This is a genomic window from Pseudonocardia sp. OZ21, assembly GCF_059359135.1.
This window is the reverse complement of the sequence record NZ_JCADBN010000005.1, coordinates 124303-142693: the sequence shown is the minus strand read 5'-3', so window position 1 is coordinate 142693 and position 18391 is coordinate 124303. Positions and strand designations below refer to the sequence as shown.

At 71.4% G+C, this 18391-nt stretch carries 11 protein-coding genes and 1 pseudogene; 5 read left to right on the top strand and 7 right to left on the bottom strand.

Going from position 1 to position 18391, the window contains the following annotated elements:
* Nucleotides 1–39 precede the first annotated feature (39 nt).
* Entirely contained in the window at nucleotides 40–1419 is a 1380-nt protein-coding gene (locus tag AC5L35_RS13640) for a neutral zinc metallopeptidase (RefSeq protein WP_495059979.1), read from the bottom strand.
* Here AC5L35_RS13640 and AC5L35_RS13635 point away from each other — a divergent pair.
* Nucleotides 1331–2410: pseudogene (locus AC5L35_RS13635) on the top strand (glycosyltransferase family 87 protein); the annotation flags it as partial. The gene AC5L35_RS13640 and the pseudogene AC5L35_RS13635 overlap by 89 nt on opposite strands.
* Before the next feature lie 200 nt (nucleotides 2411–2610).
* On the opposite strand, the gene glgB reads toward AC5L35_RS13635, so the two are convergent.
* The 3 genes from glgB to treS all read right to left on the bottom strand — a co-directional run bounded on the left by glgB (nucleotide 2611) and on the right by treS (nucleotide 8425).
* Nucleotides 2611–5178: a 1,4-alpha-glucan branching protein GlgB gene (gene glgB / locus AC5L35_RS13630; protein ID WP_495060381.1), complete on the bottom strand. Its 2568-nt coding sequence runs from the start codon at nucleotides 5176–5178 to the stop codon at nucleotides 2611–2613.
* Between the two features lie 101 nt (nucleotides 5179–5279).
* Nucleotides 5280–6677: a maltokinase N-terminal cap-like domain-containing protein gene (locus tag AC5L35_RS13625; protein ID WP_495059978.1), complete on the bottom strand. Its 1398-nt coding sequence runs from the start codon at nucleotides 6675–6677 to the stop codon at nucleotides 5280–5282.
* Nucleotides 6674–8425: a maltose alpha-D-glucosyltransferase gene (gene treS / locus AC5L35_RS13620; protein ID WP_495059977.1), complete on the bottom strand. Its 1752-nt coding sequence runs from the start codon at nucleotides 8423–8425 to the stop codon at nucleotides 6674–6676. Before treS ends, AC5L35_RS13625 begins: the two co-directional genes overlap by 4 nt.
* A 283-nt stretch (nucleotides 8426–8708) precedes the next feature.
* On the opposite strand from treS, the gene AC5L35_RS13615 reads away from it, so the two are divergent.
* The gene (locus AC5L35_RS13615) at nucleotides 8709–9320 is read left to right on the top strand and encodes a hypothetical protein (RefSeq protein ID WP_495059976.1); all 612 of its coding nucleotides are present in this window, start codon (nucleotides 8709–8711) and stop codon (nucleotides 9318–9320) included.
* Between the two features lie 31 nt (nucleotides 9321–9351).
* Here the strand turns inward: AC5L35_RS13615 and AC5L35_RS13610 are convergent, their stop codons facing one another.
* Nucleotides 9352–11331 carry an alpha-1,4-glucan--maltose-1-phosphate maltosyltransferase gene (locus AC5L35_RS13610; protein ID WP_495059975.1) on the bottom strand — a complete coding sequence of 660 codons (1980 nt, stop codon included), beginning with the start codon at nucleotides 11329–11331 and terminating at the stop codon, nucleotides 9352–9354.
* 225 nt (nucleotides 11332–11556) lie between these two features.
* Between AC5L35_RS13610 and glgP the strand changes: the two genes are divergently transcribed.
* Nucleotides 11557–14115 (top strand): alpha-glucan family phosphorylase, encoded by a 2559-nt coding sequence (glgP, locus tag AC5L35_RS13605; RefSeq protein ID WP_495059974.1) that lies wholly within the window; start codon nucleotides 11557–11559, stop codon nucleotides 14113–14115.
* A gap of 23 nt (nucleotides 14116–14138) precedes the next feature.
* Here glgP and AC5L35_RS13600 read toward each other — a convergent pair whose 3' ends face one another.
* Entirely contained in the window at nucleotides 14139–14855 is a 717-nt protein-coding gene (locus tag AC5L35_RS13600; protein WP_495059973.1) for a TetR/AcrR family transcriptional regulator, read from the bottom strand.
* A 91-nt stretch (nucleotides 14856–14946) separates the two neighbouring features.
* Between AC5L35_RS13600 and AC5L35_RS13595 the strand changes: the two genes are divergently transcribed.
* Nucleotides 14947–15810, top strand: a complete 864-nt coding sequence (locus tag AC5L35_RS13595) for an NmrA family NAD(P)-binding protein (protein ID WP_495059972.1) — start codon at nucleotides 14947–14949, stop codon at nucleotides 15808–15810.
* Nucleotides 15811–15931: 121 nt separating this feature from the next.
* Complete coding sequence (locus AC5L35_RS13590; protein ID WP_495059971.1) at nucleotides 15932–17293, top strand: FAD-binding oxidoreductase; 1362 nt, start codon at nucleotides 15932–15934, stop codon at nucleotides 17291–17293.
* Between the two features lie 12 nt (nucleotides 17294–17305).
* Here AC5L35_RS13590 and AC5L35_RS13585 read toward each other — a convergent pair whose 3' ends face one another.
* The gene (locus AC5L35_RS13585; RefSeq protein WP_495059970.1) at nucleotides 17306–18307 is read right to left on the bottom strand and encodes a DUF6454 family protein; all 1002 of its coding nucleotides are present in this window, start codon (nucleotides 18305–18307) and stop codon (nucleotides 17306–17308) included.
* Nucleotides 18308–18391 lie beyond the last annotated feature (84 nt).

Below are 18391 nucleotides of genomic sequence, written 5' to 3'. Positions count from 1 at the left end.
TCCGCACGCGGGGGCGTCAAGCGTGCCCGCTCGCGCCCGTCAGTGGTTCGGCAGGCAGCCGTCCGGGCCGCTGAGCAGGCCGTCGCGGAACCGGCTGACGCGGTCGAAGCCGCTCTCGCTGGTGTCGACACCGCCGGCGGAGTCGCGGGCGGCCCAGTCGTGGGTCAGCAGCACCTGCACGGACTCGTCGAGGTCGCCGGGCGAGAGGGTGAACCCGCCGTCGGGCTCGACCAGCGCGCCCGTGTACGCGCCGGCCATACACACCGCGGCCGCCCCCGCGGCCGGACCCTCGGTCTCGGCGCCGAGCGCCCCCAGCAGGGCGATGCCGTACCGGCTCGCCAGCAGTGTGGCGCCCGCGTAGTCGCCCACCTCGCGATGCAGGGTGGCGAGGGCGTCCTGGTCGACGGACAGCACTCCGTCGGCCGCGCAGAACCGCACCGGCCCCTGGGTCACCGGCTCGTGCGCCGGGCAGCTCGCACCCCCGATCGGGGGGACCCGCCAGCCGGGGGACAGCGCGCCGAACCACTGGTCGGCGTCCTGCTGCACGGCCTCGAGCAGCACCGGCAGCGGGAGGTCACCGCCGCGGTCCCGGTCGGCCGTCGATCCGAACCGGCGCTGCGTGAACGCGCGGTTCTCGACGGTCATCCCGGAGCATCGACCGGCGCCGTCCCGGAATCCGTCCTGGAACGCCGAGACCCGGTCGAACGCGTTGCCGTGTGCGCTGTCGTTGCCGGGCAGGACGCCGAGGGGGTCACGGAACCCGACGAGCGCCAGCAGCGCGGCGTCGCGGGCCTTCGGATCGGCGGCCAGCCCGGCGACGGGCCGTTCGGCCAGCCGCGCGAAGGCGACTCCGGCGTAGCAGTCGGCCATGGTCTCCAGCAGGACCGTCGGGTACCGCCCGGGGTCGCGGGCCTGTGCCGCGTCGATCCCGAGCCGGGACTGCACGGCGTGGCCCACCTCGTGGGCCAGCGCGACCATGACCCCGGCGCTCCCGAACCGGCGGTGCAGGTCGGACAGCAGGGTGTCGGAGTCCCACACCACCGCGTCCGCGGTGGGGCAGTAGAACGCCTGGCCGACGAGGTCGGCGACCCGTTCGACGCACGGCGGCCTCGATGTGCCGGGGTGGGCGGTCCGGACCGGCGCGAACGTTCGGATGTCGGTCCACGGGCGCCCGAACGCCGCAGGGAAGGCGCCGCGCCAGACGTCCTGGATGGCGCCCGTGGCCGCCGTCGCCACCCCGTCCGGTGACAGCGGAACCGGGGCCTCCGGCGACGGCGAGGGAGCGGCGGAGACGGTGACCGGCGGCTGGGCGGCATCGGGCCGCCCCGGGATGGCCTGCGTGCATCCCGTGACGAGTACGCCCATGGCGACGGCGAACACTGCGGTGGCAGACGGTCGGGGCCGTGACTGGGCGCGCACGGCGAACATCATCGCGCGACGGCGCGCTCCGGGGGAGCGGTTCGGCCCGACACGACCGGGCGGGATAGCGTCAGGCACCGTGTCGTTGATGAGGGGGATCCACGTCCACCGGGCGGGGGTCGTGCGGTGGGGGATCGCCGGTCTGCTCGTGCTGGCGTCGATCGTCACGGCGGTCGTGCTGACCGTGCGGCATCCCGATGCCCTGGTCACCCTGCTGCCCTCTCCCGACATGCGCGAGCTGCACGTCGACTTCGACACCTTCTGGCACTCGGCCGTCGCGCTGACCCACGGCGCCGACATCTACAAGACCCCGGCCAAGCTCACCAACCTCAACCCGCCGCTGCTCACACTGCTGCTCACGCCGCTGACCGGGTTCTCCTCCCTCACCGCGTACCGGATCTTCGCGACGTTCACCCTCGTGCTCGTCGTGGCCGCGGTGCTGGCCGTGGCCCGTGAGCTGCGCCTGCGCCGGGGGGTCACCGCGCTGGCCGTGCTGGCGGTGCTGGCGTCGTCGCCGCTGCACGGCACGCTCGTGCTCGGCCAGATCTATCCGTTGCTGCTCGTCGGGCTGGTGGCGGGCTGGATCGCCGAACGACGGGGACGGCCGGTGCTCGCCGCCGTGATCTTCGGGATCACCGTGGCGCTGAAACCGTCGCTGGCCCCGTTGCTGCTGCTCCCCGCGGTGCAGCGGCGGTGGGTGCCGATGCGGGCCGGGCTGATCGCAGCGGCGGCCGCCACCCTGCTGGGAGTGCTCGTGGCCGGGCCGTCGAGCGGCCTGGAATGGCTGCGCATCGCGGTCTCGGAGCCGGTGCCCGACACCGTGGACAACGCCTCGCTGCCCGGGCTCGCCGTCCGGTTCGGCGTGCCGTCGGTGCTGGGCACCCTGCTCGGTGCCGTCGTCCTCATCGGCACCCTCGCCTGGGTCGGGCGGCACCGCGAGCGGATCGACCCGGCGGGAACGGTGCCGTGGGCCGTGGTCGCCGCGGGGCTGCTCGTCTCCCCGATCTCCTGGCACAACTACCTGATGCTGCTCTGGCCGGGCGTGCTCGTGCTGATCGCGCTCCGGCAGGGTGCGATCGCGGCCGTCGCGCTGTCGGTGATCGTGATCCCGGTGTCGTGGAACGCGGAGTGGCCGCCCGCCGGCTTCTGGCCGGACGTCGGGCGGTCCCTCTACTGCGCGATCCTGCTCGGCTACTGGACGGTGTTGTTGCGCGCTGTGTTGTTGCGCCCGCCCTCGGCGGACCCGGTGGCGCCCGACGGCTCGGACGTGGCGGACGGCACGGCGATCTCCGACGGCTCGACGACCAGCACGCCGATCTCCGCACCCTCGGTGCCGTCCTCCGGCGCCTGAGTCACTCGCTCGGCGGCCAGGACGTCCTCGACGGAGATGTCGGGGACGGGCGGCGCCACCTCGGGAAGCTCGTCGGTGACGGGCGCCGCCGGAGCCTGGTCGACCGCGTCGTCCTCGCCGGCCGCGGCGGCGGCGGCCGGCGCAGCAGAGGCGATGACCTCCACCGCCGGAGCGTCGGCCGCAGCGATACCGCGCCTGCGCACCGCACCCTCGAAGGGCTCGGGCACCAGCCACAACACACCTGACGGCGGAAGTTGCAGCACGGCGGACGCCGGCCTGCCGTGCCACATCGCCGACTCGGCCTCCACCGCCCCGAGGTTGCCCACACCCGAGCCGCCGTAGATCTGCGCGTCGGTGTTGAGCACCTCCCGCCAGCGACCGGCGAAGGGCAGCCCGACCCGGTAGTCCGGCTTCGGAGTGCCCGAGAAGTTCGCCACGCAGGCGAGCACGGTGGGCTTGCCGTCGGTGTCGACGCCGTGGCGCAGGAAGCTCAGGACGTTGCCCGACGCGTCGTTGGCGTCGATCCAGGAGAAGCCCTCGGGGGTGGCGTCCTTCGTCCACAGGGCGGGGGTGGCCCGGTAGGTGCGGTTCAGGTCACCGACGAGCGTCTTGATGCCGTGGTGGAGGGGGTCCTCCAGCAGGTGCCAGTCCAGCGACCGCTGCTCGGACCACTCCCTCTCCTGCCCGAACTCGCCGCCCTGGAACAGCAGTTGCTTGCCCGGGTGGGCCCACATGTAGGCCAGCATCGCGCGCAGGCCCGCGGCCTTGTTCCACTCGTCGCCCGGCATCCTGGTCCACAGCGAGCCCTTGCCGTGCACCACCTCGTCGTGCGACAGCGGCAGCACGAAGTTCTCGCTGAACGCGTACATGAGCGAGAACGTCATCTGGTTGTGGTGGTAGCCCCGGTAGATCGGGTCGCGCCCGACGTAGTCGAGCGTGTCGTGCATCCACCCCATGTTCCACTTGAAGCCGAAGCCGAGGCCCCCGAGGTGGGTGGGTCGCGTGACGCCCGGCCACGCCGTGGACTCCTCGGCGATCGTGATGACGCCGGGGTGGTTGCGGTAGACGGTCGCGTTCATCTCCTGCAGGAACGCGACGGCGTCCAGGTTCTCCCGGCCGCCGTGCACGTTGGGCAGCCACTGACCCTCGGGGCGGGAGTAGTCGAGGTAGAGCATGCTCGCCACGGCGTCGACCCGGAGGCCGTCGACGTGGAACTCCTCGAGCCAGTACAGCGCGTTGGCGACGAGGAAGTTGCGCACCTCCGTGCGCCCGAAGTCGAACACGAGCGTGCCCCAGTCGGGTTGCTCCCCGCGGCGGGGGTCGGCGTGCTCGTAGAGCGGTGTGCCGTCGAACTTCGCCAGCGCCCACTCGTCACGCGGGAAGTGGGCGGGCACCCAGTCGACGATCACGCCGTAGCCGTGGCGGTGCAGGTGGTCGACGAAGTACCGGAAGTCGTCGGGGCCGCCGAACCGTGCTGTCGGCGCGTAGTACGACGTGACCTGGTAGCCCCACGACCCGCCGAAGGGGTGCTCGGCCACCGGCAGCAGTTCGACGTGGGTGAAGCCGGTCTCGCCGAGGTACTCGACGAGCTCGCGGGCCATCTCCCGGTAGGTGAGGCCCTGGCGCCACGAGCCGAGGTGCACCTCGTAGACGCTCATCGGCTCGACGTGCGCCTGGCGCAGCCCGCGGGCCGCCATCCACTCCTCGTCGCCCCACTCGTACTCCGACACGTCGACGACCGACGCCGTGGCGGGCGGGATCTCGGTGCGGAACGCCATCGGGTCGGCCTTGTCGCGCCACCGGCCGTCCTTGCCGAGGATGCGGAACTTGTAGCGGACGCCCGCGGTGATGCCCGGGACGAACAGCTCCCACACCCCGGAGCTGCCCAGCACGCGCATGGGGTGCGCCCAGCCCGTCCAGCCGTCGAAGTCGCCGGTGACGCGGACGCCCTGCGCGGTGGGGGCCCATACGGCGAAGCTCGTGCCGGTGACCGGTCCCGCGGGGGTCTCGTAGTGGCGCACGTGGGCGCCGAGCACGTCCCACAGCCGCTCGTGGCGGCCCTCGCCGATCAGGTGCAGGTCGATCTCACCGAGGGTGGGCAGCCAGCGGTACGGGTCGTCGACGATGTCGACGCGCTCGCCGTAGCGCACCGCAAGGCGGTAGTCGGCGGGCGGCCCGGGCACGACGCCCGAGAACAGCCCGGCCTCGTGCACCTTGACGAGCGGGTGGCCCTCGCCGCCCTCGCGGACGACGTGCACCTCGTCGGCGTGCGGGCGCAGGACCCGGACGACCGTGCCGTCCGGGTGCGGGTGGGCACCCAACACCGAGTGCGGGTCGTGGTGCGCTCCACCGAGTAGGCGGTCGATCGTCTGCGCGTCCGGTGGGAACGGCTCCGTCGCAGGGTCGATCGTCTGGGTCGGGTTCTCCTCGCGATCCACTCGCGCACCCTATTGCCATCGCGGCTCTGTCGCCGAGCGTGGGCACAACGATTGGGTGTGCGTTGCGGTGATCAGCCGGCGGGGTTGGACTCCATCGTGAGCCGCCGGATCGAGGCCAGCGGGATCTGCGCCCACGTGGGGCGGCTGCGGGTCTCGTACAGCACCTCGTACACCGCCTTGTCGAGCTCGAACGCCCGCAGCAGGGTGGCCTGCTCGCGGGGGTCGGCACCGGCGCGGATGGTGTAGCCGTCGCAGAACGCCGAGCGGTTGCGCTCCGCCCACTCGCGCGCCCGCCACGCCATCTGCGAGTCGTGGTACGGGTCGGCCCAGTCGCCGGCCGGCTCCCACTTGGACAGCTGGTGGAACGCCGCGTAGTCGAACGAGCGAAGCATCCCGGCGATGTCGCGCAGCGCCGAGTCGGGCTTCACCCGTTCCGCGAGCGGCGCCGCGGGCTCTCCCTCGAAGTCGATCACGAGCCAGCCGAACGGCGTGCGCAGCGTCTGCCCGAGATGCAGGTCACCGTGTACGCGCTGGGTGGCGATGGAGCCCTCCAGCGCGGCGACCGCGTCGTAGACGTCGCGGATCGGCTGCACGTACTCGGCCAGCGCGGGCACCTGTGTGGCGACGGTGGTGAGCCGGTCGTGCCAGGTGGCGGCCAGTGCCCGTGGGTCGCCCTCGTCCGCGCCGAGCGCCTGGCGCAGCTCGGCATGGACCACCGCAACCGTCTCACCGAGCCGCGACGCCTCCCCCGCGAAGTCGCCGCCCACCTCGTCGGCGCGCAGGTCGGCCTCGGCCAGCAGGTCGCGGACACTCGCGAGCGCCATGGACCAGCCGTCGGCCGAGTTGGCCGCGAAGTCCTGCAGCATGCCGAGGGTGACCGGCCGGCCGTCGAGCTCACCTTCGATGGCGCCCTGCAGGGCGGCGACCTCGTTGCTGTTCACCGACCGCAGGGCCCGGTGGAGCTCCAGGTCGGGGTTCAGCCCGGGGGCCACCCGCCGGAACATCTTCAGGATCGACTGGTCGCCCCACGACACCGAGGTGTTGGACTGCTCGACCCCGAGCACCCGCCCGATGGCCCCCTCGGCGATCTTCGCCCCGGGCTCGGGCACGAACCGCACGTCGCCGATCGTGCGCCCGTTGCGCACCGACTCGAGCAGCCACTCGGTGACCGCCGGGTCCCACAGCCCGTCGTAGGCCAGGCAGTTGCCGATCTGCCCGATGCACACGTGCTCCAGGTCGCCGCGCAGGTGTTCCCTCCGGGCGACGAGGAGCTGGTAGTGCTGCACCGGGGAGTCGTCGTCGAACGTCACGGCGACCAGTACCAGGTCGAGGAGCGGTTCACCCTCGGTCACCAGCGAGGTCACGGCGGCCACCGCCACCTGCCGAACCGGTCGGCCCTTCGCGGCGAACCAGCGCTGCTGAGGCAGCCACTCGGGCAGCAGGGTCGGAAGCTCCTCGGCAAGACTCACGCAGACTCCTCCGCAGGGGTGATCGAGAACCAGTAGAAGCCGTGGCCCGGGAGCGTCAGAAGATAGGGCAGCTCACCGATCCGCGGGAACGGCACGCCTCCAGTGAGTTCGTGCGGTGCGCACCCCTGCCACGGCGACAGGTCCAGCTCCACGGGCTGCGGGAACCTCGACATGTTGTTGACGCACAGCACGACGTCGTCGCCATGGCTGCGCACGTACGCCAGCACCGACGGGTTGGTGCCCCCGAGCTCGTGGTACTCGCCGAGCCCGAACGCGTGGTGGCGCTTGCGGATCTCGATCATGTGGCGGTTCCAGTGCAGCAGCGACGTCGTGGAGTTGCTCTGTGCCTCGACGTTGACGGCCTGGTAGCCGTAGAGCGGGTCCATGATGATCGGGAGGTACATGCGTCCCGGGTCGCACGTGGAGAAGCCGGCGTTGCGGTCGGGGGTCCACTGCATGGGGCTGCGCACCGAGTCGCGGTCGCCGAGCCAGATGTTGTCTCCCATGCCGATCTCGTCACCGTAATACAGAACGGGTGAACCTGGCAGGGACAGGAGCAGCGCCGTGAACAGTTCGAGCTGGTTGCGGTCGTTCTCCAGCAGCGGGGCGAGCCGCCTGCGGATGCCGATGTTGGCCTTCATCCGCGGGTCCTTGGCGTACTCCGCGTACATGTAGTCGCGCTCTTCGTCGGTGACCATCTCGAGCGTGAGCTCGTCGTGGTTGCGCAGGAAGATGCCCCACTGCGCGCCCGACGGGATCGCCGGCGTCTGGGCCAGGATCTCCGAGATCGGGAAGCGGTTCTCGCGGCGCACCGCCATGAAGATGCGCGGCATCAGCGGGAAGTGGAAGGCCATGTGGCACTCGTCGCCACCCACCTCGGCGTCGCCGAAGTACTCGACGACGTCCGACGGCCACTGGTTGGCCTCCGCCAGCAGCACCCGGCCCGGGTACTCGTCGTCCATCACCTTCCGGCACCGCCTGAGGAAGGAGTGCGACTCCGCGAGGTTCTCGCAGTTGGTGCCCTCCCGCTCGAACAGGTACGGCACAGCGTCCAGCCGGAAGCCGTCGATCCCGAGGTCGAGCCAGAAGCGCAGCACCTCGAGCATCGCTTCCTGGACCGCGGGGTTGTCGTAGTTCAGGTCGGGCTGGTGGGAGAAGAAGCGGTGCCAGTAGAACTGGCCACGCACCGGGTCGTAGGTCCAGTTCGACGTCTCGGTGTCGACGAAGATGATCCGGGCGTCGGCGTAGCGGGAGTCGTCGTCGGACCAGACGTAGTAGTCGCCGTAGGGACCTTCGGGGTTGCGGCGGGACTCCTCGAACCACGGGTGCGTGTCGGACGTGTGGTTCATGACGAGGTCGGTGATCACCCGGATCCCGCGCTTGTGGGCCTCGTCGAGCAGCACGACGAAGTCCTCGACGGTGCCGAACTCGGGGAGCACGGCACGGAAGTCGCGGATGTCGTAGCCACCGTCGCGCAGGGGGGAGTCGTAGAAGGGCGGGAGCCAGAGGCAGTCGACGCCCAGCCATTGCAGGTAGTCGAGCTTCTCCGTGAGGCCACGCAGGTCGCCCGTACCGTCCCGGTTGGAATCGGAGAACGCCCTGACCAGCACTTCGTAGAAGACTGCCCGCTTGAACCAGTCGCGGTCGACATCGAGTGTCCGCGCATGGCCGTACTCGTCGGAGGAGCTCTCAACCAGCTGGTCGTCGGCGTTGAGCTGGGCGTCGGCGGCCGAGGTGTCGATTGACATAGGGGTATCGCGTTCCTACCGGGCGGGGACGGATGGCGGAAGGAGCACCCGGCCAGTCTTACCGGGCGTGGTGCCCGGGCGCAGGACGTGGCTCGGTGGCTGAGATGAGGGTATCTGCTGCACCCGTCGCAGCAACGACCGCGCTCACCTTTGGGTGCGCGGCAGATCGTGAAGATCTGACAACGGACAGTCGTCGATCGCGTACCGATCCGGCTCTGGCCGAGCTGTGTGCCCGGGAGGACCCTGGGCGCCCCCTCGAACTCCGGAGGAGGAAGGAGACGACATGTTCATCCAGGTTTTCCAGGGGCCCGTGTCCGACCGCCGGGAAGCGCGCCACGGGCTCGACGAATGGGTCGAGCGCCTCGCGCCCGGTGCGGAGGGCTGGCTCGGCAGCACGTCGGGCGTCACCGACGACGGGACGTTCGTCGGCATCGCCCGGTTCGCCTCCGCGGCGGCGGCACGGCACAACAGCGGCCGCACACTGCAGGGCGAGTGGTGGTCCGGGATGTCGAAGGTCTTCACCGGCGAGGTGAGCTTCCACGACTGCAGCGAGGTGCACGCCGGCCGCGGCGGTGGATCCGACCGCGCCGGGTTCGTGCAGGTGATCCAGGGCCGGACCACCGACCTGGCCCGCATGCGCGCGACGATGACCGTGTTCGAGGAACGGTTCCCGCACATCCGGCCCGACCTCATCGGCTACCTCGTGGCCGTCCACGACGGGCAGGACGGGGCGTTCACGCAGGCCGCCTACTTCACCTCGGAGCAGGAGGCGCGCGCGGCGGAGGCGCAGCAACCTCCCGCCGAGACGGCGGAGGTGCTGGAGGAGGAGATGGACCTCATGCGTGACCTCCGCTACCTCGACCTGCATGAGCCCTGGTTGCACTCGCCGCTCTGACGGGAGTGGGCCCGCGCCGGGACGGGCCCGCTCAGGCGGTGGGCCGCTCCACGCGGAAGATGTGGGCCACGTGGGTCCAGGGCTCCAGCCGGACGTAGTTGAACTGGCTCCACTGGTAGACCTCGCCGCTGACCTCGTCGTGCACCGTGATGGTGTCGTCCCAGTCCACGCCGAGCGCCGGCATGTCGAGGGCCGTGTTGCCCGACTGGGCCACGCGCGGGTCGAGGGTGCACACCACGAGGACGGTGTCGCCCGTGGCCGGCTCGGTCTTCGAGTAGGCGATGATCGCGTCGTTGTCGACGTGGTGGAAGTGGATGTCGCGCAGCTGCTGCAGCGCGGGGTGGGCACGCCGGATCTCGTTGAGCCGGGTGATGTAGGGCTCCAGCGAGTTGCCGATCGCCGCTGCGCCCTCGAAGTCGCGCGGGCGCAGCTCGTACTTCTCGGAGTTGAGGTACTCCTCGCTGCCCGGCTTGGCCGGCTCTCCCTCGTAGAGCTCGAAGCCGGAGTAGACACCCCAGGTGGGGGCCATCGTGGCCGCGAGCGTGGCGCGGATGGCGAACATTCCGGGGCCGCCGGTCTGCAGCGACTCGTGGAGGATGTCCGGGGTGTTGACGAACAGGTTGGGCCTCGCCTCGTCGGCCCGCTCAGCGTGCATGAGCGCGAACTCGGTGAGCTCGGCCTTCGTGGTGCGCCACGTGAAGTAGCTGTAGGACTGGGTGAACCCGAGCCGGGCCAGCCCGAACAGGCGCGCGGGGCGCGTGAAGGCCTCGGCCAGGAACAGCACGTCCGGGTAGCGGGCCTTGACCTGCCAGATCAGCCAGTGCCAGAAGTTCGGCGGCTTGGTGTGCGGGTTGTCCACCCGGAAGATGCGCACTCCGTGCTCGACCCAGTGCAGCACCACGCGGAGCGACTCGGCGTAGATCCCGGCGGGGTCGTTGTCGAAGTTGATCGGGTAGATGTCCTGGTACTTCTTCGGCGGGTTCTCCGCGTAGGCGATGGTGCCGTCGGGACGGACGGTGAACCACTCCGGGTGCTCGGCCACCCACGGGTGGTCGGGGGCGCACTGCAGCGCGAAGTCGAGCGCGACCTCCATCCCGAGGTCGTGGGTGCGCGCGACGAAGGCGTCGAAGTCGTCGATGGTGCCCAGCTCGGGGTCGATCGCGTCGTGCCCGCCCTCGGCGGAGCCGATGGCCCACGGTGAGCCGACGTCGCCGGGGCCCGCGTTCACCGAGTTGTTGCGGCCCTTGCGGTGCACGGTGCCGACCGGGTGGATCGGCGGGAGGTAGACGACGTCGAAGCCCATCGCCGCGACCCGGTCGAGCTCCTTGCCGGCGGTGACGAACGTGCCGTGGACGGCCCGGCCGGTCTCGTCCCGGCCACCGGTGGACCGGGGGAAGAACTCGTACCAGGACCCGTAGAGGGCCCGCTCGCGGTCGACGTAGATCTGCTGCGCGTGGCCGCGGGTGATCAGCTCCCGGACGGGGCGCTCGGTCATGATCGTCTGGACGGCCGGGAACAGCGCGGGCGCGACCCGGGCGTGCAACGGCATCGCGGTGTCGCGCAGGGCGTTGGCGGCGCCGAAGAGCAGGTCGCGGTGGCCCCGCTCACCGGGGCGGCGGCCGACCCGCTGCAGCAGCCGGGCGCCGACCTCGAGGTCGTTGGCCAGCTCCTCCGCACTCTGCCCGGCCTCGACCTTGACCGTGACGGCGTGCCGCCACGTGGACCACGGGTCGCTCCACGCGTCGACGCGGAACGTCCACAGGCCGGGCTCGTCGGCGACCACGATCGCCGCGAAGCGGTCGGTGCCGGCACCCGTCGGCGTCATCCGGACATGGTGGGCCGGACCGCGGCTGCCCACCTTCTTCCAGACCACGTTGGCCGCGACGGCATCGTGGCCCTCGCGCCACACCGTGGCACCGATCGGAACCACCTCGCCGACGACGGCCTTGCTGGGATGGCGGCCGCCACTTACCGAGGGGCTGACGTCATCGATACCCAGCCGACCGGTCATCGGCTCACCCCCAGCTGCATGCCCGTCGCGGAAGTCACAAACCTATCTACCCGCTCTACGCCTGATCAGAACGGGTAGTTGCCGTTCACGTGATCGTGACCTGATGTCCTCCGTACGGACGCAGGCCGGCGTACTCCGGTCGTGGAGAGAGCCCGCGAGCGCGGCTGCGCGGAGGCAGCCCCGCGCTTGACCGATCACGGGATCCATTCATCTATGGTTCCCGCCGTGAGAGCTCTCCGGCGGTTCACCGTTCGTGCCCAGCTGCCCACGCCGCTGGCACCGCTGCAGACACTGGCGACCAACCTCCGGTGGAGCTGGCACGCTCCCACCCAGGATCTGTTCGCCGCACTCGACCCCGAGGCGTGGGAGCGGGCAGGCCACGACCCCGTCCGGCTGCTGGGGGAGATCTCCTCGGCCCGGTTCGGTGAGCTGGCCAAGGACGCCGACACGGTCGTCACGGTCCGGGAGCTCGCCGACGACCTGGCGAGCTACCTCGACGAGCCGCGCTGGTACCAGATGGAGCGCGAGGACGACCAGAGCCTGCCCGCGGCCATCGGCTACTTCTCCATGGAGTTCGGCGTCAGCGAGGTACTGCCCAACTACTCCGGCGGCCTCGGCGTGCTGGCGGGCGACCACCTCAAGGCCGCCTCCGACCTGGGTGTGCCGCTGATCGGGGTGGGGCTGCTCTACCGCTCGGGGTACTTCCGGCAGTCGCTGTCGCTGGACGGGTGGCAGCTCGAGCACTACCCGGTGCTCGACCCGCAGGGACTCCCGCTGCAGCTGCTCACCGACACCGCGGGCGAGCCCGTGCTCGTCGACGTGGCCATGCCGGCCGGGCGCACGCTGCGTGCGCGGGTGTGGCAGGCGGCGGTCGGGCGCGTACCGCTGCTGCTGCTCGACTCCGACATCGAGGAGAACGAGCCCGACTACCGCGGCGTCACCGACCGGCTCTACGGCGGAGACCAGGACCACCGCATCCGGCAGGAGATCCTCGTCGGCATCGGCGGGGTGCGCGCGGTGCGGGCGTTCTGCGCCGCCACCGGGCACCCCGAGCCCGAGGTGTTCCACACCAACGAGGGCCACGCCGGCTACCTCGGCCTCGAGCGCATCCGCGAGCTGCTGAACCGCTCGCCGGACGGGTCGACGCCGCTCAGCTTCGACGAAGCCGTGGCCGCGGTGCGCGCAGGCACCGTGTTCACCACCCACACCCCGGTGCCGGCCGGTATCGACCGCTTCCCCGTCGACATGGTGCGCCACTACTTCTCCGACACCGTGCTCCCCGGCGTGCCGATGGACCGGATTCTGGCGCTGGGCGCCGAGGAGAACCCCAACATGTTCAACATGGCGCACATGGGGCTGCGGCTCGCCCAGCGCGCCAACGGTGTCTCCCGCCTGCACGGGGCGGTGTCGCGCAGCATGTTCGGCGGGCTCTGGGAGGGCTTCGACGCCGACGAGGTGCCGATCGGTTCCGTCACCAACGGCGTGCACGGCCACACCTGGGAGGCCAGGGAGGTCACGGCGCTGCTCGGCGACCCCGGGCCGGGCGCCACCCAGCCCTCACAGGAGCCGGCGTCCGACGAGACGCTCTGGGAGCTGCGCCGCGCGCTGCGCGCCCGGCTGGTCACGGAGGTCCGGCGCCGGGTGCGCGAGGCGTGGCTGCAGCGCGGGGCGTCCACCCCCGAGCTGGGCTGGACCGACCAGGTGTTCGACCCGGAGGTGCTGACCGTCGGGTTCGCCCGCCGCGTCCCCACCTACAAGCGCCTCACGCTCATGCTGCGCGACAAGGGCAGGCTGCGTGACCTGCTGCTCGATCCGCACCGGCCCGTCCAGCTCGTCGTCGCAGGCAAGAGCCACCCCGCCGACGACGGTGGCAAGGCGCTCATCCAGGAGATCGTCCGCTTCGCCGACGACCCCGCCGTGCGCCACCGCATCGTCTTCCTGCCGGACTACGACATGTCGATGGCCCGCTACCTCTACTGGGGCTGCGACGTGTGGCTGAACAACCCGCTGCGCCCCCTGGAGGCCTGTGGCACGTCCGGGATGAAGTCGGCGCTCAACGGCGGGCTCAACCTGTCGATCCGCGACGGCTGGTGGGACGAGCTCTACGACGGCGCCAACGGCTGGGCCATCCCCACCGCCGACGGGATCGACGACCCGGTCAAGCGCGACGACCTCGAGGCCAACGCGCTCTACGAGCTGCTGGCCACCCAGGTGGCGCCGGCGTTCTACGAGCGCACCGACGGCGTGCCGCTGCGCTGGACCGAGCTGGTGCGCCACACGTTCACCACGCTGCGCCCGCAGGTACAGGCCACCCGCATGGTGCGCGAGTACGTCGAGGACTGGTACGCGCCCGCCGCCCGCGCGGCCGCGCGGATCGTCGCCGACGACTTCGGCCCGGCGCGTGAGCTGGCCGACTACCGCGCCCGGCTCAACGCGGCGTGGACCCACGTGGAGGTCACCGGGGTGGACGCCTCCGGCCTGCCGGACACCCCCGAGGTCGGGGCGCCCATGACCGTGCGCGCCGCCGTGCAGCTCGCGGGCCTGCGCCCGGAGGACGTCACCGTGGAGGCCGTCGTGGGGCGCGTCGGCCACACCGACGACCTGGCCGATGCGGTGACGGTGGCCATGCAGCACGTCGGCGAGGCCGACGGGGCCGGGGACCGGTTCGAGGCCGTGGTGAAGCTCCCGCACGCCGGGCTCACCGGTTACACGGTGCGGGTCCTGCCCGCCCACCCGCTGCTCGCCACGGCGGCGGAGCTGGGCAAGGTCGTGCTGGCCCACTGAGCCCGCACCCGGTGGATCCGGGCTCAGCTGCCGGAGGTGAGGCGGTCCAGCCATTCCCTCAGTAGCTGCTCCTCCGCGGCGCTGAGGGTCGTCTGTTCGGGCAGTGCGGCGCGCAGGGCGCGGGCGGCGCCGGCCGCGCCCGCGTCCTCGACGGCCGGCTCCTGGGTGGTCACGGCGGCAACCATGGACTCGCGAAGAATGGTCAGCAGGGCACGGTTGCGCCGGTCTTCGGGCAGGGACAGCCAGGTGAGGACCGCGCCGCGTCCGGTGGCGTGGATGAGCGTGGCCGCAAGTTCCTCGTCGACGCGGAGCCAGCCGCCGGCGGCGAGGTGCCGGATACGGCCCCTCAGGATCTCCATGCCGGCCTGGAAGGCGGTCGATGTGACTCCGGCGGGCTCGCTGTACATCAGCGTGTACAGGGCGGGATTGGCAAGGCCGAACTCGACCGCCAGGTCCCAGCCGGCCCTCAGGTCCTCGATGGGGTCCTGCGGGTGGGGGTCGACGTGCTTGGTCGCGAGGAACGCGGCGAAGCCGTGCTCGGCAAGGGCTTCGAGCAGCCCGTCCTTGTCGCCGAACAGGCGGTAGATGGCCGGCGCCTGCACGCCTGCCGCGGCCGCGACCGCGCGGGTGGTGACCGCGTCGCGGCCATCGCGCGCCAGCAGTTCGGCGGCGGCCTCGATGATGCGCTGCCGGGCCTGCTCGCGGCCCATGGCTGTGGTGTCGGAGTCGACGGGGGGCATGGTATCAACGATACCGCACGGGTGCTGGCATCGTTAGTATCGATGATACGCTAGTTCTGATTCCACTGGAACTAGATCGCTGGAGCGCGTAATGATCATCGTGACCGGAGCCACCGGACTGCTCGGACGCCAGATCGTCGAACAGCTGTTGACCCGCGTGCCGGCGGACCAGGTCGGCCTCAGCGTCCGCGACCCGAAGAAGGCGCAAGCGATCGCCGACCATGGCGTACGGGTGCGCCAGGGCAGCTTCACCGACGCCGGCAGCCTGGCTCACGCCTTCGAGGGCGCCACCCAGGTGCTGATCGTCTCCGTCGACAAGATGGGCGACGAGGCTGTGCGGCAGCACCGTGCCGCGATCGACGGGGCCGTCGCGGCGGGAGCCCGCCGCATCCTCTACACCAGCCACATGGGCGCCAGCGCCTCGTCGCACTTCCAGCCCTGCCGCGACCACGCCGCCACCGAGGAAGCACTGCGCGCCTGCGGCGTGCCGTTCACCTCGCTGCGTAACGGCTTCTACGCCGCCAGCGCGGTGCAGTTCCTGGGCCACGCCATGCAATCCGGCGAGGTCGTCCTCCCCGCGGACGGGCCGGTCAGCTGGACCGCGCACGCCGACCTCGCCGCAGCAGCCGCCGCCATCCTGGCGGACGAAGGCCGCTTCGAGGGCCCCACGCCGTCGCTCACCGCGGCACAGGCGCTCACCTTCGACGGCATCGCCCGCATCGCCACCGACATCACGGGCCGCACCATCACCAGGACCACCGCGTCCGACGACCAGTTCCGCAACCACCTGGTGGGCCGCGGCGTGCCCGCCGAGACGGCCGACCAGTTGCTCGGCGTCTTCGTCGCCAGCCGCGCCGCCGAATTCGCCGCTGTCGACCCGACACTGGCCGGCTTGCTCGGCCGCGAACCCACCGCCGTGGGCACGGTGCTGCGCGAACAGCTGCCCAGCGACTGACCGGGTGGCTCGGCGCCGAATGCCGTAAGCGTGCAAATCGTGGAACGGCGACATTTCTGTGGAATTCCCCGTGAAATGAATCGGCCCATGAACCGGTGGGGCGCGGGGTAGCGTCGGTTCAATGCCGGATGATTTCACTGCGCGGGCATTACGGGCGGCCGAGGAGTTGGGTCCCCAGCTCAAAGGTCACGTTCTCCTGCCCGCCGACAGCGGGTACGCCCACGCCCGCGAGATCTGGAACGGCGGTGTGGAGCATCGGCCCGCGTTGTTCGTGATGTGCGAGAACACCGAGGACGTGCAGGCGGCCGTGCGTACGGCCCGCTCCTGCGGCCTGCCGCTCTCGGTGCGCGTCGGCGGCCACGACTGGGCGGGCAGAGCCCTGCGGCACGAGGGTCTCGTGATCGACCTGACCAGGATGAACGCCGTCGAGATCGATGCAGGCGCCCGGGTCGCCGTCGTGGCGGGGGGCGCGACGTCCGCCGACCTCGCCGGCGCTGCCGCAGCCCACGGGCTCGCCGCGGTTCTCGGCACGGTCAGCATGGTCGGCGTCGCCGGGTTCACCCTCGCCGGCGGCTACAGCCCGCTGAGCCCCCGCTACGGCCTCGCGCTCGACAACCTGGTCGGGGTGGAGGTCGTGCTCGCCGACGGCGCCGTGGCCACCGCCGACGAGTCCCACAACACCGACCTGTTCTGGGCGCTGCGCGGTGGCGGGGGCAACGTCGGAGTGGTCACCGCGATGCGGATCCGGCTCCACCCGGTCCGCACCGTGCTCTCCGGGCCGATCGTGTTCCCGTGGTCGCAGGCGGAGGCGGTGCTGCGCGGCCACGCCGAACTGGCGGCATCGGCACCCGACGAGCTGGGCGTGGTGGGAGCCATCTCCTCGGGGCCGGGGGGCGCCCCGGCGCTCCTTCTCGCGCCGGTCTGGTCCGGCGACCCGGCGGAGGGCGAGCACGTGCTGGCCCGGTTCGCGGAACTGGGTGACCCGGTGGTGCACCAGGTGCGGCCCATGCCGTTCCTGGACACCTTCGGCCCGGCCGACTCGCGGGTCGTGAACGGCCGCCACATCGTGTTCCGCACGCGCTCGCTGGCCGCGCTGCGGCCCGAGGCGGTCGCGGCCATCGTCGCGGCGGTCGACGCGCGGTCGTCGGAGTTCTCCGTGATCTCCTGGCAGTACCTGCGCGGCGCCGCGGCGCGCGTGCCGGTGGCCGCCACCGCGTTCGCACAGCGCAGCGACCACTTCATGCTGCAGATCATCGCCACGTGGGAACCGTCGGAGGACGCGACTCCCCACGAGACGTGGGCCGACGGGCTGAGCCGCGCGCTGGCCCCGTACTCGCTGCCCGGCGGCTATCCCAACGTGCTCGGGCCTGAGGCCACCGACCAGATCGCGGAGGCCTACGGCGCCAACCTGCCCCGCCTGCAGCGGCTGAAGCGGGAGTTCGACCCGGACGGGGTCTTCTCCGCGACGCCGCTTCCGGCCTGAACCGGGCGGTGGTCAGCTCCGCTTCGGGACCGTTGCCTGCCAGGTGTAGATCTGGGTGCCTGCGCTCTCCTCGCCGTTGTCCGGGGCCGCCCACATCGTGATGCCGTCCCCGTCGGCGCTGAGCTTCAGCGGGTTGCGGGTCATGACGTGGCCTGCCGCGGACCACTGCTGGAACGGGAACTCGTTGACGACGGAGTGCGTCCGCAGGTCGAGCAGCGCGATTCCCCCGAGCTCGTAGGTGGCTTTCGCACCGCCTGCGCTCGGCGTCTGAGGGAGGTTCGTGATGCCTCCGCAGGCCATCTTCCCCTTCGGGACGTACTGGCAGTCCTGGAAGTCCACCAGGTTCTCCGGGTTCTTCCAGGTGGTGACGGGCTTGCCGCTCGGCGTCCACTCGTAGAACGTGCGCGAGCCCCAGTTGTTGCCGACGAGATGACCGGTGGAGGCGTCGTAGACGACGCCACCGATGTGGTCGTCGACCGTGAACTCCCGGGTGACCTCGAGGGTCCGCACGTCCACGCGGTCGATCTCGGCCGTGCTGCCCGGCCGGTACTGCGCCACGGGCACCCACAGGTCGTTGCCGTGCAGGTCGATGCCGCCCGGGTGGTAGACGTCGCCGTGGCCGAGCACGACGTCCTTGAGGAGCTTCCCGGTCCGGTCGATGACGAACAGGTGGCCGATGCCCTTCCCAGGTGTGCGGTCGAACCCGTCGACGGGCGCGGGGTAGGTCTGGGTGGGTTCGATGATCTGTGTCGAGCTGAGGTAGAACCGGTCGGCCGTGACGACGAGACCTTCCGGGTGGTAGGTCGGGAAGTTCAGCTTCACCGTCGACAGCTGCGTCCACGCCGTCGACCGGTCCACGGCCGCGAGGTCCGCCGCCAGATCGCCGTCGGAGCTCGTGGCGCCCGGGCCCGGACTCGGCGCCGCGATGGCGCCGCCGGCACCCGGGAGAAGTGCCAGGACCGCGAGTACCGCGGCAGCGGCCCCCCGTCCGACCAGACGCGAACGCCGACCCATGAACGCCTACCTCTCCCGCTGCCATCGCCGTGCCGCGGCCGCCGGGGCCGCGGCTGGAGAAGTTAGTGATCGATACCGGCTTCG